The 21,816-nt window shown below is 69.7% G+C and carries 20 protein-coding genes; 9 read left to right on the top strand and 11 right to left on the bottom strand.

The genetic code is table 11. The annotated features are described in order from the left end of the window. Nucleotides 1-10: 10 nt before the first annotated feature. Nucleotides 11-1,729, top strand: coding sequence for a DEDD exonuclease domain-containing protein (locus AC07FN_RS09320; protein WP_478395186.1), 1,719 nt, complete (start codon nt 11-13; stop codon nt 1,727-1,729). A 9-nt stretch (nt 1,730-1,738) separates the two neighbouring features. Here the strand turns inward: AC07FN_RS09320 and AC07FN_RS09315 are convergent, their stop codons facing one another. The 5 genes from AC07FN_RS09315 to ctaE all read right to left on the bottom strand — a co-directional run bounded on the left by AC07FN_RS09315 (nt 1,739) and on the right by ctaE (nt 6,557). Further along, a complete protein-coding gene (locus tag AC07FN_RS09315; protein ID WP_132482773.1) occupies nt 1,739-2,164 on the bottom strand; it encodes a PPOX class F420-dependent oxidoreductase in 426 nt (141 codons plus the stop codon). Nucleotides 2,165-2,261: 97 nt separating this feature from the next. Beyond that, nucleotides 2,262-3,914 carry a cytochrome bc1 complex cytochrome b subunit gene (gene qcrB / locus AC07FN_RS09310; RefSeq protein WP_478395185.1) on the bottom strand — a complete coding sequence of 551 codons (1,653 nt, stop codon included), beginning with the start codon at nt 3,912-3,914 and terminating at the stop codon, nt 2,262-2,264. Further along, nucleotides 3,911-5,035 (bottom strand): cytochrome bc1 complex Rieske iron-sulfur subunit, encoded by a 1,125-nt coding sequence (gene qcrA, locus AC07FN_RS09305; RefSeq protein WP_478395184.1) that lies wholly within the window; start codon nt 5,033-5,035, stop codon nt 3,911-3,913. The genes qcrB and qcrA overlap by 4 nt, the downstream gene beginning before the upstream one ends. Further along, nucleotides 5,032-5,838 (bottom strand): cytochrome bc1 complex diheme cytochrome c subunit, encoded by an 807-nt coding sequence (qcrC, locus tag AC07FN_RS09300; RefSeq protein WP_452612927.1) that lies wholly within the window; start codon nt 5,836-5,838, stop codon nt 5,032-5,034. The genes qcrA and qcrC overlap by 4 nt, the downstream gene beginning before the upstream one ends. Nucleotides 5,839-5,945: 107 nt before the next feature. Further along, complete coding sequence (gene ctaE / locus AC07FN_RS09295; protein ID WP_452612928.1) at nt 5,946-6,557, bottom strand: aa3-type cytochrome oxidase subunit III; 612 nt, start codon at nt 6,555-6,557, stop codon at nt 5,946-5,948. A 148-nt stretch (nt 6,558-6,705) separates the two neighbouring features. On the opposite strand from ctaE, the gene AC07FN_RS09290 reads away from it, so the two are divergent. The 3 genes from AC07FN_RS09290 to trpD all read left to right on the top strand — a co-directional run bounded on the left by AC07FN_RS09290 (nt 6,706) and on the right by trpD (nt 8,818). Beyond that, nucleotides 6,706-7,122: a hypothetical protein gene (locus tag AC07FN_RS09290; protein ID WP_478395183.1), complete on the top strand. Its 417-nt coding sequence runs from the start codon at nt 6,706-6,708 to the stop codon at nt 7,120-7,122. 103 nt (nt 7,123-7,225) lie between these two features. Further along, nucleotides 7,226-7,633, top strand: a complete 408-nt coding sequence (locus AC07FN_RS09285) for a response regulator (protein WP_478395182.1) — start codon at nt 7,226-7,228, stop codon at nt 7,631-7,633. A gap of 126 nt (nt 7,634-7,759) precedes the next feature. Continuing rightward, nucleotides 7,760-8,818, top strand: coding sequence for an anthranilate phosphoribosyltransferase (gene trpD, locus AC07FN_RS09280; RefSeq protein WP_478395181.1), 1,059 nt, complete (start codon nt 7,760-7,762; stop codon nt 8,816-8,818). 48 nt (nt 8,819-8,866) lie between these two features. On the opposite strand, the gene AC07FN_RS09275 is transcribed toward trpD, so the two are convergent. The 3 genes from AC07FN_RS09275 to ctaC form a co-directional block, all read right to left on the bottom strand. Further along, complete coding sequence (locus tag AC07FN_RS09275; RefSeq protein WP_132482756.1) at nt 8,867-9,151, bottom strand: Lrp/AsnC family transcriptional regulator; 285 nt, start codon at nt 9,149-9,151, stop codon at nt 8,867-8,869. A 200-nt stretch (nt 9,152-9,351) separates the two neighbouring features. Then, nucleotides 9,352-9,750 (bottom strand): cytochrome c oxidase subunit 4, encoded by a 399-nt coding sequence (locus tag AC07FN_RS09270; protein WP_132482754.1) that lies wholly within the window; start codon nt 9,748-9,750, stop codon nt 9,352-9,354. 42 nt (nt 9,751-9,792) lie between these two features. Continuing rightward, nucleotides 9,793-10,731 carry an aa3-type cytochrome oxidase subunit II gene (ctaC, locus tag AC07FN_RS09265; protein ID WP_478395180.1) on the bottom strand — a complete coding sequence of 313 codons (939 nt, stop codon included), beginning with the start codon at nt 10,729-10,731 and terminating at the stop codon, nt 9,793-9,795. 276 nt (nt 10,732-11,007) lie between these two features. Between ctaC and asnB the strand changes: the two genes are divergently transcribed. Further along, the gene (gene asnB, locus AC07FN_RS09260) at nt 11,008-12,936 is read left to right on the top strand and encodes an asparagine synthase (glutamine-hydrolyzing) (protein ID WP_358570397.1); all 1,929 of its coding nucleotides are present in this window, start codon (nt 11,008-11,010) and stop codon (nt 12,934-12,936) included. 187 nt (nt 12,937-13,123) lie between these two features. On the opposite strand, the gene AC07FN_RS09255 is transcribed toward asnB, so the two are convergent. From AC07FN_RS09255 to AC07FN_RS09245, 3 genes are all read right to left on the bottom strand, one after another. Further along, complete coding sequence (locus AC07FN_RS09255; protein ID WP_452612932.1) at nt 13,124-13,969, bottom strand: M23 family metallopeptidase; 846 nt, start codon at nt 13,967-13,969, stop codon at nt 13,124-13,126. Nucleotides 13,970-14,031: 62 nt separating this feature from the next. Continuing rightward, nucleotides 14,032-15,618, bottom strand: a complete 1,587-nt coding sequence (locus AC07FN_RS09250; protein WP_478395179.1) for a glycoside hydrolase family 13 protein — start codon at nt 15,616-15,618, stop codon at nt 14,032-14,034. A 287-nt stretch (nt 15,619-15,905) separates the two neighbouring features. Further along, complete coding sequence (locus tag AC07FN_RS09245) at nt 15,906-16,928, bottom strand: LacI family DNA-binding transcriptional regulator (RefSeq protein WP_478395178.1); 1,023 nt, start codon at nt 16,926-16,928, stop codon at nt 15,906-15,908. A gap of 193 nt (nt 16,929-17,121) precedes the next feature. Between AC07FN_RS09245 and AC07FN_RS09240 the strand changes: the two genes are divergently transcribed. The 4 genes from AC07FN_RS09240 to mmuM all read left to right on the top strand — a co-directional run bounded on the left by AC07FN_RS09240 (nt 17,122) and on the right by mmuM (nt 21,610). Next, nucleotides 17,122-18,354 (top strand): extracellular solute-binding protein, encoded by a 1,233-nt coding sequence (locus tag AC07FN_RS09240; RefSeq protein WP_478395177.1) that lies wholly within the window; start codon nt 17,122-17,124, stop codon nt 18,352-18,354. A 211-nt stretch (nt 18,355-18,565) separates the two neighbouring features. Next, the gene (locus tag AC07FN_RS09235; RefSeq protein ID WP_478395176.1) at nt 18,566-19,489 is read left to right on the top strand and encodes a carbohydrate ABC transporter permease; all 924 of its coding nucleotides are present in this window, start codon (nt 18,566-18,568) and stop codon (nt 19,487-19,489) included. 220 nt (nt 19,490-19,709) lie between these two features. Further along, nucleotides 19,710-20,606, top strand: coding sequence for a sugar ABC transporter permease (locus AC07FN_RS09230; RefSeq protein ID WP_478395175.1), 897 nt, complete (start codon nt 19,710-19,712; stop codon nt 20,604-20,606). 104 nt (nt 20,607-20,710) lie between these two features. Beyond that, nucleotides 20,711-21,610 carry a homocysteine S-methyltransferase gene (mmuM, locus tag AC07FN_RS09225; RefSeq protein WP_478395174.1) on the top strand — a complete coding sequence of 300 codons (900 nt, stop codon included), beginning with the start codon at nt 20,711-20,713 and terminating at the stop codon, nt 21,608-21,610. Nucleotides 21,611-21,816 lie beyond the last annotated feature (206 nt).

Here is a 21,816-nt window from a genome sequence, read left to right as displayed (position 1 = left end):
GTGATCGCCGATGTCCGCGCACCCGCAACTGTCCTTCGACGAGATGCTCACCGCCGAGGAAGTCCCGCTGCACGAGGTGACTTTCGTCGTCGTCGACCTGGAGACCACCGGCGGTGACCGCAACGAGGACGCGGTGACCGAGATCGGCGCCGTCAAGGTCCGCGGCGGCGAAGTGCTCGGCGAGTTCGCCACGCTGGTCAACCCGGAGCGCGGCATCCCGCCCGCGGTCGTGTCGATCACCGGCATCACCGAGGCGATGGTCGTCGAAGCGCCTCGCTTCGACACGGTGCTGCCCGCCTTCCTGGAGTTCAGCCGCGGCAGCGTGCTGGTGGCCCACAACGCGCCGTTCGACATCGGGTTCCTCCGCGCCAACTGCGAGCGGCTCGGGCTGCGGTGGCCGAAGCCGCAGGTGGTGGACACCGTGCGGCTGTCCCGCCGGGTGCTGACCAGGGACGAGACGCCCAACCACAAGCTCGGCACCCTCGCCCGGGTGCTCAACGCCCGCACCGTTCCGGTGCACCGCGCGCTGGACGACGCGCGCGCCACCGTGGACGTGCTGCACGCCCTGCTGGAGCGGGTGGGCGCGCTCGGGGTGCGAACGCTGGAGGACCTGCTCGGTCACCTGCCCGACGTCGCGCCGCAGCAGCGGCGCAAGCGCGGCCTCGCCGACGGGCTGCCGAACTCGCCGGGCGTCTACCTCTTCCGCGGGCCGAAGGACGAGGTGCTCTACGTGGGCACGGCGACCGACCTGCGACGGCGCGTCCGCCAGTACTTCACCGCCGGGGAGCGGCGCAGCCGCGTCAAGGAGATGGTGCTGATCTCCGAGCGGGTCGATCACGTGGAGTGCGCTCACCCGCTGGAGGCCGAGGTGCGGGAGCTGCGGCTGCTGGCCGCGCACCAGCCCCGCTACAACCGGCGGTCGAAGTTCCCGCAGCGCGCCTGGTGGGTGGTGCTGACCGACGAACCGTTCCCCCGCCTGTCGGTGGTGCGCGTCCCGAAACCCGATGCGCTGGGGCCGTTCGGCTCCCGCCAGGCGGCCGCCGCCGCCGTCGAGGCGCTGCAATCCGCCGTGCCGGTGCGCCGGTGCACCGAACGCATCTCGGCGCGCGAACCCAGCGGCCGTCCGTGCGCCCTGTACGAGCTGGGGCGCTGCGGAGCGCCTTGCGCGGGGCGGCAGAGCGCCGCCGAGTACGAGCCCGCGGTGATCTCCATCCAGGACGTCATCCGCGGCCGCAGCTCCGACCTGCTGGAGCAGCTGCGGGGCGAGCTCGACCGGCTGTCCGAGGCACAGCGCTTCGAAGACGCCGCCGCGCACCGCGACCAGCTGGCCGCGCTCGTGCGGTCGTTGGACCGCGGGCAGCGGCTGGCCGCCCTGACGGGCGTGCCCGAGCTCGTGGCGGCCCGGCCGGACGGCCGCGGCGGCTGGCACCTGTCGGTGATCCGGCACGGGCGGCTCGCGGCCGCGGGCAACGCGCGGCGCGGCGTCCCGCCGATGCCGATCGTGAACCTGCTGCAGGCATCGGCTGAGACCGTCATCCCCGGCGCCGGGCCGCTGCACGGCACGACCGCCGACGAGGCTCGCGTCGTCTACCGCTGGCTGACCACCGGGGGCACCCGCATGGTCCGGTGCAGCATCCCGTGGGCCGAACCGGCCGGTGCCGCCGGATCCTGGCGCACCTGGCTGGAGAAGGCCACCACCGGCCGGACCCCCTACGCCGCCATCGACTGACGGCCGAGCTCACCCGGTCATGTCCAGGGCGGCGATCACCTTCGTCGGCCGGATGCGGACCACCAGCTCGCCGGGCACCCCGTTGCGGCGGCCGAACTCCTCCGCCCGGTCCCGCCCCATGTAGCGGCCGCCGATCTCGGTCGCCGTCCGCAGCAGCTCGCCGGGCTCCTCGGACGTCACCGCGACGCCCTGCACCTGCACGAAGGCGTAAGGCGGCTCGGGCAGGTCGACGCACAGCACGAGCCGCGGATCGCGAGCGATCGCACGGCCCTTCGCGGTGTCCTTGCCGGTGTTGAACACCACCTCGTCGCCGTCCAGCACGAACCACACCGGCGCGACCAGCGGTCGCCCGTCGCTCGCGGTGAAGCCGAGCTTGCCGGTGCGGGTGCCCGCTTCGAGGAAGGCGCGGATTTCTGGATCCCTGATCGTTGCCACGCCGGAGAACGTAGTCGCCCCTCGCCCGCCGCGCGATCGCTCCGAAAACGACGAGGCCCGGCACCCTCTCGGGTACCGGGCCTCGTGCGTGCTCGTCTTACTCGGTGGGCTGCTGCGGCTTGCCCGCCGTCAGCTCGCGCTCCGCGTCGCGGGCCACGTCGTCGTGCCGAGCGCGCTCCAGCGCTGCGGTCTCCTCGGACGGGTCCGGGGTGAGCAGGCTGCCCTTCACCGGGCGGCCGGCCGCGCCGAGCTTGTTCATCTTCTTCGGCACCGGAGCGCCCTGGTAGGGCAGCGCCTCCGGGTGGCCGTGGTCGTCCACCGGGCCCAGCGGCTGGTGGACCTCGATGAACTCGCCGTGCGGCAGGCGCTTGATAACGCCCGTCTCGACGCCGTGGTCCAGCACCTCGCGGTCGCTGTGCTGCAAGCCCAGGCAGACCCGGTAGGTGATGTAGTACGCCAGCGGCGGGAGAACCAGCAGGCCGATGCGGCCGGCCCAGGTCATCGCGTTCAGCGAGATGTTGAACTGGAACGCGACGATGTCGTTCGCACCCGAGATCATCAGCACGCCGAACAGCGTCAGCGCCATCATGCCGAGGCTGGTGCGGACCGGCGCGTCACGCGGCCGCTGGAGCAGGTTGTGGTGCGCGTTGTCCTTGCTGAGCTTGCGCTCGATCAAGGGGTAGGTCATCAGCAGCGTGAACAGGATGCCCATGCCGATGACACCGGCGAAGAACACCGGCGGAACCGTGTACGGCCCGAGGTAGAGCTCCCACGCGGGCCAGATCCGCAGGATGCCGTCCGCCCAGATCAGGTACCAGTCGGGCTGCGAGGCCGCCGACACCTGGGAGGCGTTGTACGGGCCGATGTTCCAGACCGGGTTGATCTGGAAGACGCCGGCCAGGATCGCGCAGACGCCGGTGACCAGCGCGAAGAACGCGCCGCCCTTGAGCGCGAAGGTCGGCATGATCCGGACGCCGACGACGTTGTTCTCCTTGCGCCGCACGCCGGGGAACTGGGTGTGCTTCTGGTACCAGACCAGCGCCAGGTGCACCGCGACCAGGCCGAGCATGACGCCCGGGATCACCAGCACGTGCAGCACGTACAACCGCGGGATGATCTCCGTGCCCGGGAACTCACCGCCGAACAGCGCCCAGTGGATCCAGGTGCCGAGCACCGGGATCGACAGCACGATGCCGGACAGGGTGGCGCGGATACCGGTGCCGGAGAGCAGGTCGTCCGGCAGCGAGTAGCCGAAGAAGCCCTCGAACATGCCCAGCATGAACAGCAGGGCACCGATGGTCCAGTTGCTCTCGCGCGGGCGGCGGAAGGCACCGGTGAAGAACACCCGGAACATGTGCGCCGCCATCGCCGCGACGAACAGCAGCGCCGCCCAGTGGTGCAGCTGCCGGATGAACAGGCCGCCGCGCACCTCGAACGAGATGTTCAGCGTCGTCTCCATCGCCCGGGACATCGGGACGCCCTGGAGGTTCTGGTAGACGCCGTTGTAGACGACCTCCTCCATGGAGGGGTCGAAGAACAGCGTCAGGTAAACGCCCGTCACGATCAGGATGATGAACGTGTAGAGCGCGATCTCCCCGAGCAGGAACGACCAGTGCGTGGGGAAGACCTTGTTGAGCTGCCGCCGCATGCCCTTGGCCAGCTGGTACCGCGAGTCGAGCTCGTCGGCCGCGGTGGCCACCTTGCGGTACGCAGCGCTCTCCGACTTCGTCGGTTGAGTGATCGAACTCATGCGTTACGCTCCCAGTATGCCGGGCCGACCGGTTCGATGAAGTCGCCCTTGGCCACGAAATAGCCCTCTTCGTCCACCGCGATCGGCAGCTGGGGCAGTGCCCGGGTGGCCGGACCGAACACCGGTTTGGCGTAGGTGTTGACCACGTCGAACTGCGACTGGTGGCACGGGCAGAGCAGGCGCCCGGTCTGCTGCTCGAACAGCGAGGTCGGGCAGCCGACGTGGGTGCAGATCTTCGAGTAGGCGTAGTAGTCGCCGTAGTTGAAGTCTTCCTGCCCCTTGCGCTTGACCGGCTGGCTGCCGGGGCGAAGCCGGATCAGCATGACCGGCGCGTCGCCCTTCTTCATCGAGGCCTCGAGCTCGTGCTCGTCGTGCCGCATGGACTCGCGGAACGGGAAGACGGTCTCGAAGCCACCCGCGTCGATGTCCTCCGGCCGCAGCAGGGAGATCTCGTGCGGGTTGCCGGTGTTGCGGCGCAGGTAGGTCTTCTCGCCGTTCTCCGACAGCCACTCGGTGTGCTGCAGTGACTCCGGGCCTTCGGTCGCCCACGGGTTGCGGACCAGGCCGCCGATGGCGAACACGCCCGCGCCGACGCCGAACGCACCGGCGCCGAAGCCCGCGGTGCGGCGGATCATCGACCGGCGGGAGATGCCGCTGCGGACGCCCGAGTCGGCGAGCAGCGCGGCGGTGGTCTGCCGGTCGACCTCGTCGGAGCCGTGACCGTCGTGCCGCTGCTGGACGGCGACCTCGTGCGGGATGAACTTCTTCTGGTACTGCACGACGCCGATGCCGACGGCCAGGATCGACAGGCCGAAGAAGAAACCGATCAGCGGGTTGTACAGCGAGTAGATGAAGTGCGCGCGCTCGTCCGACGGCGGCTGGTAGCTCCACGGCCAGAACACGAAGACCGCGATGAACGCCAGCGCCGACAGCCCGGCGAGGGTGAACCAGGCGGCGACCGCGCGCTCCGCGCGGCGCTCGGCCCGGGTCCCCTGGACGGGGAAGTTGTCCCGGTACTCGACGAGCTCGACGTCGTCGAGCGCCAAGCCCAGCCGGACCTTCTCGTCGCGGCTCATCTCGGCCAGTTCGGCCTCTGTGTATTCCTTGTTCTGCTCACTCATGCCCTGGCTCCGATCCACAGGGTGAGGCCGATCAGCGCGCCGAGCCCGACCACCCAGGCGATGACGCCTTCCGGCCCGGGCCCGTAGCCGCCCAGGTCGTTGCCACCCGGGTTGTTGTTTCCGTCGGTGACCGACTTGATGTAGCCGATGATGTCCTGCTTCTCCTCCGGCGTGAGCTGCCGGTCCGAGAACTTCGGCATGTTCTGCGGGCCGGTGAGCATCGCCTCGTAGATCTCGCGCTCGGTCGCCTCGTGGAGGTTCGGCGCGAACTTGCCGGAGGACATCGCGATGCCGCGCCCGGTGAAGTTGTGGCAGGACGCGCAGTTGAGCCGGTAGAGCTCGCCGCCGCGCGCGGTGTTGCCGCCCTGCAGCGCCTCGCCCGTCTTCTTCGGCGACTCCGGCCCACCGCCGTAGGTCTGCACGTAGGCGGCGAGCGCGTCGATCTCTTCCGGGTTGAACTTCGGCGGCTTGCGCGTCGCCTGCGCTTCCTGGCGGACCATCGGCATCCGGCCGGTCGCGACCTGGAAGTGCACGGCGGCCTCGCCGACGCCGACCAGGCTCGGACCGCGGTCCTGGACGCCCTGCAGGTTCGAGCCGTGGCAGGAGATGCAGGCGTTGTTGTAGAGCTGCTCGCCCTGCCTCACCAAAGCCGGGTCCGCAGCGGCGTGCGCGGTCTGCGGCTCGGGAGTCACGACGGTGTACAGCCCACCGGCACCCACCAGCGCGATGCCCAACGCCAGTACACCGGAGATCCGCCGCTTAAGCTTCGAGCCCGCGCGGTTCCGTTTCTTGTTGGTGGTCATGAGAGCGGCAACCCTTGCTGTCCGGTTCGGGGTGTTCGGTTTCGACCTCGTTCGAGAAGCCGATCACAGGGACCTTGCTTCATGGGCCAAGGACCCTGCTTCATCCATCAGGGGACGAGGTAGATCACGGCGAACAGCCCGATCCACACGATGTCCACGAAGTGCCAGTAGTACGACACCACGATGGCCGCGATGGCCTGGGCCGGCGTGAACTTGCTGAGCTTCGTCCGGATGATCAGGAAGACGAAGGCGATCAACCCACCGATGACGTGCAGACCGTGGAAGCCGGTCGTCATGTAGAAGACCGTGCCGTACGCCGACGAAGCGATCGTGGTCGCGTGCTCGGTGACCAGGGTGTAGTACTCACCGGCCTGCCCGAGCACGAAGATCGTGCCCATGATCAGGGTGATCACGTACCACCGGCGGAGACCGAAGACGTCGCCGCGCTCCGCCGCGAACACGCCCCACTGGCAGGTGAACGAGGACGCCACCAGGATGATCGTGAACGGGAGGGCGTACGGGAGGTTCAGCTCGGTGGGCGGTGGTGGCCACTCGCCCTCGCTCTGCGCCTTCACCGTGAAGAACATGGCGAAGAGCCCAGCGAAGAACATCAGCTCGCTGGCCAACCAAACGATGGTGCCTACGCTGACCATGTTCGGCCGGTTCAGCGAATGCACGCGTTGACTGATTGAGGGCGCTGCCGTTGTCACGCGACGCATTATGTCTTGCACGTTTTCCCCTCGCGCCCTCGGGTCCGGCCGTCCGCCGGAGGGTGATCGGATTGCAACCCGGAGGTAACGCACCGTGAAAGGCATCCGCGCGAGCTGGTCGGCCTTCAGAGCGGGCCGCCGCGCCCGGAGCAGGCCCGTGATCAGCATCGACGACCCCGGCCTGGAGATCGTCGTGACCGCGTTCGACGAAACCGAGGCGGCCTCGGCCGTCCTCGCGCGGTCGGCCCGCTGGCACCCCGGACTACCTGCGGTGTTGCGCCACCACCTGACCCTCCCGGATCACTCGATCGAGTCGGCACGGGCCCTGCTGGACGCCGACGGCTGGTCCGTTCGCCCTGGTGGGCGCGGTGAAGAGCACGCCGCTCGCCCTGGTGGGCGCGGTGAAGAGCACGCCGCGCCGGGCCTGGCCGCACTGATCGCGCTCCGTGTCCAGCAACTCGATGCGTTGCATTGCTCACAGGAGAGCTCCCGGATGGCCGGTCTCGCCCAGCGGCACGGCGGCGAATCCTTCGGCTGGGACGCGCTGCAACCCGCCGCGGACCGGCCGAGCTGATCGACTTCCGGTTGATCGATTTGCCCGGGCGGCTACTGTTCGCCCCGGTCGGGCCGATAGCATCCGACGGACCCATCCTGCGCCGACCAGCGAGGAGCTAGTGATGAGCACACCGACCACGAACGTTCTCGTGTTCAGCCATCGCCCCGAGGTCCGGGAGGCGATCATCACAGCGATCGGGCGCCGCCCGGCCCCGGATCTCGCGCGGCTGCACTACGTCGAGGCCGGCACCGTCGCGGACGTGCTCAGCGAGGTCGACGCGGGACGCGTGGACCTGGTGATCCTGGACGGCGAGGCGCAGCCGACCGGCGGCATGGGCGTGTCGAGGCAGCTGAAGAACGAGATCGATCAGTGCCCGCCGGTGGTGGTCGCGGTGCGCCGCAAGGACGACCGATGGCTGGCGACCTGGTCCCAGGCCGACGCGGTCCTGGTGCACCCGCTGGACCCGCTCGCCGCCGCGGAGACGGTCGCAGAGGTCCTGCGCTCGCAGGGCAAGCCGGTACCCGCCTGACCGCGCGTTGCGGGATGATTTGCGCAGCGGCGCGGCCACCCGGGCGGGAGGCACCGCCGCTGCGGGGCGCGCGGCCCCGGGCCGCCGCTCGCTGAAGACCCGCTCGCTGAAGACGGAGTGAAGAACGTGGGAACCAAGGCGGGAAACTGGGCGGGACTGCTGGGCAGCCTCGTCGCGGGTGAGGATCTCTCCGCGGAGGACACCGCCTGGGCGATGGACCTGATCATGTCCGGCGAGGCCAGCCCCGCGCGGATCGCGGCCTTCGTGGTCGCGCTGCGCGCCAAGGGCGAGACGCCCGCCGAGGTCCGCGGCATGGCCGACGCCATGCTCGCGCACTCTCGGCCCCTGGAGATCACGCAGCGCGCGGTGGACATCGTCGGCACCGGCGGCGACCGCTCCGGCAGCGTGAACATCTCCACGATGGCCGCGATCGTGCTCGCCGCCTCCGGCGTCACCGTGGTCAAGCACGGCAACCGGGCCGCCTCGTCGAAGTGCGGCACGGCGGACGTGCTGGAGGAGCTCGGCGTCGCCATCGACCTGGTGCCCGAGGGCGTGCGGCGCTGCATCGACGAGGTCGGCATCGGCTTCTGCTTCGCGCCGGTGTTCCACCCGGCGTTCAAGCACGCGGGCGGGCCCCGCCGCGAGATCGGCATCCCGACGGCGTTCAACGTGCTCGGGCCGCTGACCAACCCGGCGCGGCCGGCGGCCGGCCTGATCGGCTGCGCCGACCCGCGGATGGCGCCGGTGGTGGCCGAGGTGTTCGCCGCCCGCGGCAATTCCGCGCTGGTGGTGCGCGGCGACGACGGCATGGACGAGATCACCACCACGGCCGCCAGCACGGTGTGGGCGGTGCACGACGGCACGGTCCGCGAGGACCGGCTCGACCCGCGGGACTTCGGCATCCCCCTCAGCCGCCCGGAGGACCTGCAGGGCGGCGACGCGGTGGTCAACGCGAAGGCGGTCCGCGACCTCCTGGCCGGCGCCAAGGGCCCGGTGCGGGACGCTGTGCTGCTCAACGCGGCCGGCGCGGCCGTGGCCTACGACGGGCCGGGAACGGATCTCAGCGGCCAGCTCAGCGCCGGTTTGGAGCGCGTCGCGAACGCGATCGACTCCGGTGCCGCCGCGGACCTCCTCGACCGCTGGGCGGCCCGCTCCAGCGCTCTCCGCGCCCAGCTCGGCGCCTGAACCTCTCGTGAACGCTGAAGCCGGTCCTGAACGCTCACGAGGGGTCGGTCACTGGTCTTCGAGGCCGATGGAGAACGCGGCCTCGGTGTCCTTGCGGGAGTAGGAGCGGAACGCGATGTGGGTGTCGGTGCCCAGGACGCCTTCGACCTTGTTGATCCGGCCCGGCACGATCTCGGCCAGGTCCTCGTGGCGGGACACCCGCAGCATCGCGATCAGGTCGACGTCGCCCGCGCAGGAGTAGACCTCGTCCACGCCGTCGAGGTCGGCGATCTCCTGGGCCGCCTCGGTCAGGCGGTCGGCGGCGGTCTGGATCAGCACGATCGCGGTGATCACGGCAAAAACCTCCTGCTGCGGGTTCGCGGCCTCGAAGGGCGCTGGAAAGATCCTATCGGGTTGCTCCGGGATGCGGCGTCAGCCGCATCCGGTGCGGGACCCAGCTCGCACCGGAACGCACGCCGATCGACGAAATTGCCCCTGAACCGGCGCAGGCCCCCGGGTCCGGTGGACTCGGGGGCCTGCGTTCGGTGCGTTCGTCAGTGGTCGCTCTGGCCGGTGTGGTACTCGAACACCAGGCCCGCGACCATGATCAGCACGAAGCCGACGGCGATGACGATCATCCACACGTGGAAGAACGCCAGGGCGAGGCCGGCGAAGGCGGCGGAGGCCGCCAGGCCCACCGGCCAGTAGCTGCCCGGGCTGAAGAAGCCCAGCTCGCCGGCGCCGTCGCTGATCTCGGCGTCGGGGTTGTCCTCCGGCCGGTCCTCGATGCGGCGAGCCACGAACGAGAAGTAGCTGCCGATGATCAGGGACAGACCGCCGACCAGGATCAGCGCCACGGTGCCGACCGGCTCCTTGGCCCAGACCCCGTACACGATCGCGGACAGGAAGAAGAAGATGGTGATGTAGTTGAAGATCTTGGATTCGACCTTCATGGAGTCCTCGCTCTCACGCCGTACGCCCTGCCGAGGGCACTCCTACTTGGCCCCGACCTGACCGGACGGCACGCCGCCGGTGCGCTCGGTGTTGAACGGAACGCCGGTCACCGCGTGCGGGGTGCACAGCTCGCCGCAGTTCATGGAGCCGAGCGCCTCGGCGGCGGTGTACGGCTGGCCGGTCTGCGGGTTGACCTGCGTCCGCAGCTGCATGTACCGGTCGAACTTGTCCTGGGACAGCGCCCGCACCTCGAAGTTCATCATCGAGTGGTACGTGCCGCACAGCTCCGCGCACCGGCCGACGAAGGAACCTTCGCGGTTGATGGTGTTCTGGAAGACGTTGTCCTGGTTGTTCTTGTCCGGGTACGGGAAGGTGTCCCGCTTGAAGTGCCACTCCGGAACGAAGAACGAGTGGATCACGTCGGTCGCGGAGATGCTGTACTCGACCCGCTCGTCGACCGGGACGACCAGCAGCGGGATCTCGCTGCTGCTGCCGATGGTGCGCACCGGCTGCCCGTCCGGGGTCTTGTACTCCGGGTAGTTGAACTCCCAGTTCCACTGGAACGCGACCACGTTCACCCGCTGGTCGGGGTTGGCCGGCTTGGCCAGCACCGTGTTCTGGGTGACCGCCGTGAAGTAGAACAGCACGACGACCATCACGAACGGGATCGCCGTGTAGATCAGCTCGAGCGGCAGGTTGTACTGGAACTGCCGAGGAAGCTCCTCGTCGTTCTTCTTCTTGCGGTGGAAGGCGACTGTCCAGAAGATCAGCGCCCACACCATCACACCGACCGCGAGTGCCGCGATTACCGACCAGGTCCACAGGTTCCGCATCGCCTCGGCCTGCGGGGTGACACCCTCTGGCCAGCCGAACCGCAGGACCTCGTCGGTCGTGCAGCCCGTGGCCGCGACACCAACCAGGCCGATCAGACCAGCGACCTTGACCAGCCGTGGCACTCGGGTCCCCTCCTTCAGGCCCACTGCGCGACGCCTCCTCGTGCAAAGCTCTCCACTGCGGCCTGGTGATCACGGCCTCGTCCTGAGACGACACCGGGGATCTGCCGCCGGAATCCTGCGCAGAGCCTAGCCCAGGTGTAGCCGCGATACTGCTCCGGGGGCGTAGATCGCTGCCAGGCGCGCGAGCGCAGGCTCCGCGGGCCCCCGCGCGTGCAGCGCGCGGCCGGACGGACGGCATACTGGTGCGAGCTGTGGGGGGCTGAAGACGACACCGCCGATTCGAAGAGGTGCACCAGACGCGTGTGCGGCCTGCTTGGACTCATTTGTCCCACCGAAGAGAACGCCGGCTTCGCCGTTAACGCGGTGGCCAATGCGCTGCCGTGTCAACGACACCGGGGCCCGGACGAAAGCGACACTTGGCACGGCGGCGAGGTGGTCTTCGGCTTCAACCGGCTGTCGATCATCGACCTGGAGCATTCGCACCAGCCGCTGACCTGGGGCCCGCCGGAGACCCCGCAGCGCTACACCATCAACTTCAACGGTGAGATCTACAACTACCTGGAGCTGCGCGCCGAGCTGATCGAGCGGTTCGGGGCCCGGTTCAGCACCGACGGCGACACCGAGGTGATCGTCGCCGCGTACCACTACCTCGGTACCTCGGTGGTCGGCCGGCTGCGCGGCATGTTCGCGTTCCTCATCTGGGACAACGAGCGCAAGGTGGTCTTCGGGGCGCGCGACCCGTTCGGCATCAAGCCGCTGTTCTACGCGGCCGGGCCGGGTGGCGTGGCGTTCGCCAGCGAGAAGAAGAGCCTGCTGAGCCTGGCCAGCACGCTGCGGATCGCCGAGGAGCTGGACCACAAGGCGCTGCAGCACTACATGGTGCTGCAGTACGTGCCGGAGCCGGAGACGCTGCACCGGCAGATCCGCCGCATCGAGTCGGGTACCTCGTTCACCGTGTCCCCGGGCGGGCAGCTGGTCACCGAGCGGTACTTCCAGCCGAACTTCCAGTCCCGGCCGGTCAACACCGACGCCGACGCGCGGCGCCTGCACGATGAGATCGTCAACGTGATGCGCGACTCCGTCGCCAAGCACATGCGCGCGGACGTCACCGTCGGCTCGTTCCTCTCCGGCGGCATCGACTCCACGGCCATCGCGGCGCTGGCCAAGGAGCACAACCCGAACCTGATCACCTTCACCACCGGCTTCGAGCGGCAGGGCTACTCGGAGGTGGACGTGGCCGCCGAGTCGGCCGCGGCGATCGGCGTCAAGCACGTGGTCCGCACCGTCTCCGCCGAGGAGATGATGGAGACGCTGCCGCTGATCATCTGGTACCTCGACGACCCGGTGGCCGACCCGGCGCTGGTGCCGCTGTGGTTCATCGCCCGGGAGGCGCGCCAGCACGTCAAGGTGGTGCTCTCCGGCGAGGGCGCCGACGAGCTGTTCGGCGGCTACACGATCTACCGCGAGCCGCTGTCGCTGGCGCCGTTCGAGAAGGTGCCGGGCGCGCTGCGCAAGGCGATGGGCAAGGTCTCCACCGCCATCCCGGAGGGCGTCCGCGGCAAGGACCTGCTGCGTCGCGGCGCGCTGAGCCTGGAGGAGCGCTACTACGGCAACGCGCGCATCTTCCGCGACGACCAGCTCCGCAACGTGATGCGCAGCTTCGACCCGGGCGTGTCGCACAAGGACGTCACGGCCGGCCCGTACCGGCAGTCGGCGGGCTGGGACCCGGTGACGCGGATGCAGCACGTGGACCTGTTCACCTGGCTGCGCGGCGACATCCTGGTCAAGGCCGACAAGATGACGATGGCCAACTCGCTGGAGCTGCGGGTGCCGTTCCTGGACCCGGAGGTGTTCCGGGTCGCCAGCACCATCCCGCTGGAGCAGAAGATCACCCGGGAGACCACGAAGTACGCGCTGCGCCAGGCGATGTACCAGGTGGTGCCCGCGCACGTGATCAACCGGCGCAAGCTCGGCTTCCCGGTGCCGATCAAGCACTGGCTGCGCGACGAGATGCACGACTGGGCGCGCAACATCATCCAGCAGTCGCAGACCGACCACCTGCTCGACCGCACGGCGGTGCTGCAGCTGCTGGAGGAGCACCGCTCCGGGGTGCTGGACCACAGCCGCCGCCTGTGGGCGCTGCTGGTGTTCATGCTCTGGCACGGGATCTTCATCGAGGGCCGCCTGTCCCCCGAGGTCCCGGAGCCCCACTACCCGGTCCGCCTCTGAACGATTCCGGCAGCGAACGGCCCGTTCACCTCATCTATCGAGGCGAACGGGCCGTTCGCTTCACCACACCCGACGGACGGTCCGTTCACCGCCACCCGGAGCGAACAGGCCGTTCACCTCATCAACCGGGGCGAACGGGCCGTTCACCTCGGTCCTGGGGAGCCCGGGGTTCGGGCCCGTGCGCCGGTCAGCCGCAGTGCTCGAAGGGGCTGGCGTAGGACTTGTCACCCACCGAGCCGCCCCACTTGACGCAGGTCGTGCCCGCCTCCTGGCGGACCGGACCCGCGTAGTACGTGAAGTTGCCGGAGTCGGTGGCCCGGGTCTTCCCCTGCACCTCTAGGAACGCCGCCGTCGGCGAGGCGGTGCCGAGCGAGGTCGCCTTCAGCGTCACGACGCAGTTGTTCTTGTTCGAGGCGTTGTAGAGCAGGTAGACCGTGCCCGCGCCGGACAGGCCCGCCTCGTCGATCACGCTGTAACCGGCCCCGCACACCTCGGTCGGCGAGTACGGGTTGCCGTTGCAGTTGTTCTTGCTGGTGAACGACGTGTGGCCGTAGTAGGGCACCGCGACGCCGTTGAGCGTCGCCTTGACCACGGCGCCGTTGAGCCGCTGTTCGTAGTGCAGGTGGGGACCGGTGACGCCGCCGGTCGCGCCCGCCGTGCCGATCTTCGTGCCCAGGCTCACCTGCTGCCCCACCGACACGCTCTGGGTGGACAGGTGGGCGTAGCGGGTCCGCCAGCCGCTGCCGTGGTCGATCTCGACCCAGCGGCCGTAGCTGACGTCGCCCTCGTTCGCCACCCGGGTCACGGTGCCGGCCGCCGAGGCCAGCACCGGCATCCCGGTGATGCCGGACTTCTGGAAGTCCACCGAGTACTGCGGGTTGTGACCGCTGAAGGTCGCGGCCGTCAGGGTCTGCCCGCACTGGAATGGGACCTGGAAGTTCGGTGCGGCGGACGCGGGCGCCTGCCCGAACCCGACCACGCCGAGCGCGGCGAGCACCACCGCCGCCAGGCCCGTGCCTAATCGTCGAAACATGAACCACCTCCTGTACCAGGGGGATTCATGCGATCACGGCGGGTCGGGCAAGAACAGACCTATTAGGAGGATTCGTGGTTAATCCTTCCCGTCGACAGCCAGATCGCGGTGTCGGCGGGCAGCGTCCCGCTCCAGTCGGCCGCGCCGTCGCTGCGCAGCAGCAGGTCACCCGGCAGGTCCAGCTCGACGGGCGAGGCGCCGAAGTTCACCGCGCACGCGAAGCCCGGTTCCCGGCGGAAGATCAGCACGTCGTCCGGCGCGTCGAGCCACTGCAAGGTGCCGTCGCCGAGCGCCGGATTCCCGCGCCGCAGGGCCAAAGCGTCGCGGTAGGTCCGCAGCACCGAGCCGTCGCGGGCGTCCTGCGCGGCCACGGTCGACTCCGCCCACTCCCCCGGCACCGGGAGCCAGCTGTCCGCCGAGCCGAAGCCGAACGGCGGCCGATCGCCGGACCACGGGATCGGCACCCGGCAGCCGTCGCGGCCCCGATCGGTGCGGCCGGAGCGCTCCCAGATCGGGTCCTGCCGCACCTCGTCGGGCAGGTCCAGCACCTCGGGCAGGCCGAGTTCCTCGCCCTGGTAGACGTACACCGAGCCGGGCAGGGCGAAGCTGAACAGGGCGGCGGCGCGGGCCCGCCGCGTCCCCGGCTCGCCGTCGCCGTAGCGGGTCACCGGTCGCGACACGTCGTGGTTGCCGAGCACCCACGTCGTGGTGGCGCCGACCCGGGCGGTGGTGGCCAGCGATTCCTCGACCACGGTCCGGAAACCGGCCGCCGACCACGGCGCCTCCAGCAGCGCGAAGTTGAACGCCTGGTGCAGTTCGTCGGGCCGGACGTAGCGCGCCAGCCGCTCGCTGGTCGACGCCCACGCCTCGGCCACCCCGATGCGCGCGCCCTCGTAGGAGTCGAACAGCTGCCGCCAGTCGCGGTAGATCTCGTGCACCTCGTCCTGGTCGAAGTACGGCAGCTCGCCGCGCCCCAGCAGGGAGATCTGCTTGTCCAGCCCGGTGTCCGGCAGGTCCGGGTGCTTGATCATGCCGTGCGCGACGTCGATCCGGAAGCCGTCGACGCCGCGGTCCAGCCAGAACGCCAGCACCTTCCGGAAATCCGCGCGCACCTGGTGGTTCCGCCAGTTCAGGTCGGGCTGCTCCGGCGCGAACAGGTGCAGGTACCACTGGCCGTCGGCGAGCCTGGTCCACGCCGGACCGCCGAAGATGGATTCCCAGTCGTTGGGCGGGAGTTCGCCGTCCGCGCCCCGCCCGTCCCGGATGACGTAGCGATCCCGGGCCGTGGCGCCGGGGGCGGCCGCCAGCGCCTCGGCGAACCACGGGTGCCGGTCGGAGGTGTGGTTGGGCACCACGTCGACCAGGACCCGCAGCCCGAGCGAATGCGCCTGCGCGAGCAGCTCGTCGAAGTCGGTCATCGTGCCGAACATCGGGTCCACGTCGCAGTAGTCGGCCACGTCGTAGCCGCCGTCCGCCATCGGGGACGGGTAGAACGGGGTCAGCCACACGGCGTCGACGCCGAGCCGCACCAGGTGCGGTAACCGGTCGCGCACCCCGGCCAGGTCTCCGATGCCATCGCCGTCGCTGTCGGCGAAGCTGCGCACGTAGACCTGGTAGACGACCGCGTCCTGCCACCAGTTCTGAGACATCTCTGCTCCCGTCCTTTGAAGTATGTGATCAATTTCCCTAGCGGTGCGGGTAGCGGCCCCCCTGCGGGAGTTACAGACGCCGCCTGGACTGTGGGAGCCCCGACTTACGCATGACCAATACGCGGCATCGGGGACTGGCCTCGCCCAGTAGCCCAGAAGGGGCGGCCACCGTCTGAGAACCCGCGGCGGTGCCGGTTGCGAGCGTGGCGAAAGAGAAAGCGGCTACGCCGCTTGCCTGCCGACAACTTGCGGCCTTGGCGCTCGGCATCTTCGTTTCGAAGGCCATCTCAGATCCGCCGGGTGGATTCCCGGGCGATGAGGGTCGGGCGGAACATGCGGCTGAAGCCCGCCGAGCCGCGCCCCGGCTCGTCCGGGTCGAGCTGCCGCGCGAGCTCGTCGACCGCCGCGGCGGCCATGTCGTGGATGGGCTGCGCCAGCGTGGTGAGCGCGGGCTGGCAGTACGCGGCCAGCGGGATGTCGTCGAAGCCGACCACCGAGAGGTCTTCGGGAGTGCTCAGCCCGCGGCGCTTGGCTTCGCGCATCGCGCCGAGCGCCATGACGTCCGACGAGCAGAGCACCGCGGTCGGCCGCGGGCCGTCGAGCAGCCGGCCCATCGCCTCGGCGCCGCCCTCCGCGCCGAACGGCGCGTTCGCGACGAGCTCCGCGCCCGGCTCGACGTCGGCTTCCTCCAGCGCCGCGGCCCAGCCGGCCCGCTTCAGCCGGGACGGGAGCGCGCGGGCCGGGCCGCTGACGAAGCCGATCCGCCGGTGGCCGAGTTCGAGCAGGTGCGTCGCGGCCGCGTAGCCCGCGAGGTGCTCGTCGACGGTGATGTCCGGGACGTCCAGGCTCGGCGCGCCGCCGTTGACGAACACCATCCGGACGCCTTCGGCGCCGAGTTCCTCGTAGTAGTTGCGGCTCTTGCGTTCGTCGTTGTCCGGGTTGGCGATCTCCGGCGACACGAAGATCATGCCCTCGACGCCCCGCGCCACCAGCATCCGGACGTACTCCCGCTCGGTCATCGCGGCGCGCGTGTTGCACAGCAGCGTCGCGTAACCGGCCAGTGCGGCGCGACTCTCCAGGGCTTCGGCGAAGGCCGGGAAGACCGGGTTGGACAGTTCCGGCACCAGCAGGCCGACGACGCCGGTGCGGCGCAGCGCGCCGACGCCGCGCGCGGTGTGCGGCATCTGGCTGAGCACTTCGAGCACGCGCTGCCGTGTCTCCTCCTTGATGCCGGCCTTGCGGTTGAGCACCCGGCTCACCGTGGACACGCTCACCCCTGCCGCCTGGGCGATATCGGCCAGACCCGCCACTGCTCCGCTCCTCCGCACCGGGACCGTCTGCCGCCACAATCCTGCACACGGCCGAAATATTTTGCAATCGTCGCGCAACTCAGCTCGCCGCTCCGCGACCCATTTATACCTGAACACCTTGACTTGCGTCACATTTCGGGTATGGAATTTAACGCCAGTCGTTCGCAAATTTTTGCAAACAGGAGGTCCGCACATGAGATCAAGGGCCACGGTCGCCGCCGCCCTGGGCTTGGTCGGCGCGCTCGCCGCCGGCTGCGGGAGCGACGCCGGGAACGCCGGCGAGGTCGTCTTCTGGGACACCAGCGGATCCGCGGAAAGCCCGGTGTTCGGCGAGATCGCCGCCGAGTGCGGCCGCACCGGCGGCTACCAGGTGCGCGTCGAAGCGGTCGCCTTCGACCAGGCGCTGAACAATTACAAGACCGCGGCGCAGGGCGGGCAGGGCCCCGACGTGCTGCGCGCCGACGTCGGCTGGGTCGCGCAGCTGGCGCAGGCCGGGCTGATCCAGGACCTCTCCGGCACCCCGCTGGCCGCCGACACCGGCGACTTCCTCGCCGCACCGCTGGAATCCACCAAGTTCCAGGGCAAGACCTACGGCGTCCCGCAGGTCACCGACGCGCTCGCGCTGTTCTACAACAAGAAGCAGCTCGCGGAGGCCGGCGTGACCCCGCCGAGGAGCTGGGACGAGCTGAAGGCCGTCGCGCCGCAGCTCGGCGGCGACCGAGCACTGTTCATCAACAACGACGAGTATTACGCGCTGCCTTTCATCTACACCTTCGGCGGCGACCTCGTGGACACCGAGGCGCGGCTGATCACGGTGAACGCGCCGGAAGCGGTGCGCGGCGTGCAGGTCGCCAAGGACCTCATCGACGCGAAGGCCGCCCGCACCGCGCTGGACCAGCCGAACTCCTACAGCAGCATGAAGGCGGCGTTCACCAGCGGCGAGGTCGCGATGGTCATCGACGGGCCGTGGGCGGTCTCGGAGTTCACCGAATCGGAGCCGTTCGCCGACCCGTCGAACCTCGGCATCGCCCCGGTTCCGGGCTCCGCGACGCCGTCGCCGGTGGGCGGGCACGACTACGTGATCCGGCAGGGCAGCGACGCCACCGAGGCATCGGTGAAGTTCGTCCAGTGCATGAGCAGCGCGGAGAACCAGGCGAAGGTCGCGGAGAAGCTCGGGCTGCTGCCGACCCGCAAGTCCGCCTACGACGTCCCCGCCGTGGCGCAGAACCCGGTGGTGTCCGCGTTCCGGCCGCTGGCGACCAACGCGCACTCCCGGCCGTGGATCCCGGAGAACAGCGAGCTCCTCGAACCGCTGCAGACCTCCTACGCCGACATCCTGTCCGGGCGCAAGGACGTCCAGAAGGCCTTGGACGAAACGGCGCAGACCTACAAGACCTCGGTCCTGACCGACTACGCGCTGCGCTGAAACCCGGACCGTTCCTCGCGCTCCGCGTGCGATGCGGCGTCCCCCAGAGGGGTGCCGGGACGCAATTTCAATGGAAATCGAACCTCTGATTTCCATTGAAATTGCGGCGGCACGCGGCGTCGGGGCTGCGTGCTCCGCGGGCGTGCGGCCGGCGTCGCGTCGGGGGCGAGGACCGGAACCGAATCCACCAACAAGTTCTGAGGCGGCTTCAATGCGGTTGCGGAATCTCCTGGCGCGGCACTGGTTCGTCTACGCGATGATCTCGCCGGTCGTCGCGGTGCTCGCGCTGCTCGTGGTGTTCCCCCTGCTGCAGGGGTTGTTCTTCTCGTTCACCGACATCAACGACACCAACATCGCCAACCCGGTGCTGGACCGCGAGGCGAGCTACGAGTTCGTCGGGCCGGCCAACTACCTGAACGTGCTCTCCGGCGATCCGGCGTACGGCTCGTTCTGGTCGACGCTGGTGCGCACGCTGATCTGGACCTCCGCGTGCGTGGTCAGCCACTACGGGATCGGGCTGGCGCTGGCGCTGCTGCTCAACCGGCGGATGCGGCTGCGCGGGCTGTACCGGGTGCTGCTGATCCTGCCGTGGGCCGTGCCGGTGTTCATCAGCGCGTTCGCCTGGCGGTACCTGTTCAACGCCGAGTACGGGCTGATCAACTGGGCGCTGGAGTCGGTGGGGCTGCCCGCGCAGGTGTGGCTCGGGCAGTCGGACCTGGCGCTGGTGTCGGTGATCGTCGTGAACGTGTGGCTGGGCGTGCCGTTCATGATGGTGGCGCTGCTGGGCGGCTTGCAGGCCATCCCGGCGGACCTGTACGAGGCCGCGGAGATGGACGGCGCGTCGCCGTGGCACCGGTTCGTGCACGTGACGCTGCCGGGGCTGAGGCCGGTGTCCGGCGCGGTGGTGCTGCTCGGCGTGATCTGGACGTTCAACATGTTCCCGGTCATCTACCTGATCACCGGGAACAACCCGCACACCAGGATCCTGGTGAGCTACGCCTTCGAGCGGTTCTTCTCCGGCGCGACCCGGGATTACGCGATCGCCTCCACCTACGGCGTGCTGATCCTGTCGGTGCTGCTGGTGTTCGCGACGATCTACCGCCGCGCGATGGCCCGGCGGGGAGAGGTGCTCTGAGTTGACTGCTTCTCCGACCGCCCCGTCCGGGAGGACTCCCGTTGAGGTCTTACGCCAGCTCCACAGGCGGACACCGCCAGCTCGGCGGCTCGTGTTAGCGGTTCAGTTTGCAATGCCGATCTTCGGAGCGAAGACATTCAACTCGCCCTAGCGGGCGCTGGCACTCCGGATCTGCTTCCTTCCCCGGCTGAAGCCGGGGCTTCAGCCGATTGGATTCCTGATGACCATCGACGCAGCATCGCTGCAGGCGACGTCCGCGGCCGCCGAGCCGGGCCGGGGGCGCCGGAGGTCCACCGCGGCGAGCATCGGCCTGCACTCGGCCCTGATCGTCGCGTCGCTGATCGCGGTGTTCCCGGTGTTCTGGGTGGTGGTGGTCTCGTTCAAGCCCAACGCCAAGGCGATCGAAGCCAGCCCGACGCTGTTCAACGAGTCCAGTTTGGACAACTACCGGGACGTGCTCGCCGGCGCCAAGGGCGCGTTCCTGAGCTGGTTCGGCAATTCGGTGCTCATCGCGGCGCTGACGACGGTGCTCGGGGTGCTGCTGGCGGCCACCACCGCCTACGCGGCGAGCCGGTTCCGCTTCCCGGGGCGGCGCTGGCTGCTGCTGTCGTTCCTGGTGGTGCAGATGTTCCCGTTCGCGGTGCTGATCGTGCCGCTCTACAACATCCTGCTGGGCCTGGGCCTGCAGGGCAGCGCGTTCGGGCTGGTGCTGGTGTACTGCAGCACCGCGATCCCGTTCTGCACCTACATGCTGAAGGGCTACTTCGACGGGATCCCCGGCGACATCGACGAAGCGGGCCGGGTGGACGGGCTGTCGCCGTTCGGCGTGTTCTGGCGGCTGGTGCTGCCGCTGGCCAAACCCGGGCTGGCGGTGACGGCGTTCTACTCGTTCATCGTGGCCTGGAGCGAGGTGGCGTTCGCGTCGGCGTTCCTGTCGGCCGGCGACCGGTCGAAGACGCTGGCGGTGGGCCTGCAGGTGTTCGTGCAGCAGAACCGCGCCGAGTGGGGCCACCTCGCGGCCGCGTCGGTGCTCGTGGCGGTGCCCGCGGTGATCGTGTTCTACCTGGTCCAGCGCTTCCTCGTCAGCGGCCTCTCGGCGGGCAGCGTCAAGGGCTGAGCCACCCGGGCGGGACGCCGGCTCCGGGTGACGGAGCGTGGCGCCGGGTGCGGAGCGTGATCGTTTGTCGGGCCCGCGGCCCGATCCGCACTAGGGTGGGTGGCATGAACGCGTTCAGCCTCAGCGGCGCATCGATGATCCTGGACGGCGGCCTGGCCACCGAGCTGGAAGCACAGGGCCACGACCTGTCCGACGCGCTGTGGTCGGCACGCCTGCTGGCGGACGCGCCGGAGGAGATCGTCGCGGCGCACGCCGCGTTCTTCCGGGCGGGCGCGGAGATCGCGACGACTGCGAGCTACCAGGCGAGCTTCGAGGGGTTCGCCGAGCGCGGCATCGAACGCGCCGACGCGGCGAGGCTGATGCAGCGGAGCGTGGAGCTGGCGCGGCTGGCCGGTGAGGTCGAGCCGGGCCGGCACCGCTGGGTGGCGGCGTCGATCGGCCCGTACGGCGCGATGCTCGCCGACGGCTCGGAATACCGGGGCCGCTACGGCCTGACCAAGCGCCGGCTGCAGGACTTCCACCGGCCGCGGTTGGAGGTGCTGGCGGAGGTCCGCCCCGACGTCTTCGCGCTGGAGACCGTTCCGGACGTGGACGAGGCGGAGGCGCTGGTGGACGCGATCGACGGCCTGGACGTCCCGGCCTGGCTGTCGTTCACCATCAGCGGCGACCGGACCCGCGCGGGCCAGCCGCTGGCGGAGGCGTTCGCCGTGGCGGCGGGCAGCGACGCGATCATCGCCGTCGGCGTCAACTGCTCGGCGCCGGACGACGTGCTGCCCGCGATCGAGATCGCCCGGGCCGCAACGGAAAAGCCGATCGTCGTGTACCCCAACAGCGGCGAGGGCTGGGATGCGCAGCGGCGCGCGTGGACCGGCCGCGCCCGGCTGTCGGCCGAGGAGGCCCGCGGCTGGCGCGCGGCGGGCGCCCAGGTGATCGGCGGCTGCTGCCGGGTGCGCCCGGAGGACATCGCGGCCGTGGCGGACGCGCTGGTTGATCCGGCCGACTGAGCCGACGCTGGGCCGATCGCCATCCCGGCCAAACATTTACCGGACAGTTCAACGGCAAGTTCTTTTCCGACATACCGGATCTGCGGTGCAATGCGTTATCCGTTCGTCGGCGAAAGGACTTCCCAATCGGGTTGTCAAGCCGCCGCAGTGATGGGAGGTGAATCTTGGTAGCACTGTCGGTCGCGGATCATGGCCCACAGGACGTT

This window comes from Saccharopolyspora sp. NPDC045941 (assembly GCF_056431445.1).
The sequence above is the reverse complement of the archived record's forward strand: the minus strand, read 5'-3'. Positions and strand labels throughout refer to the sequence as shown.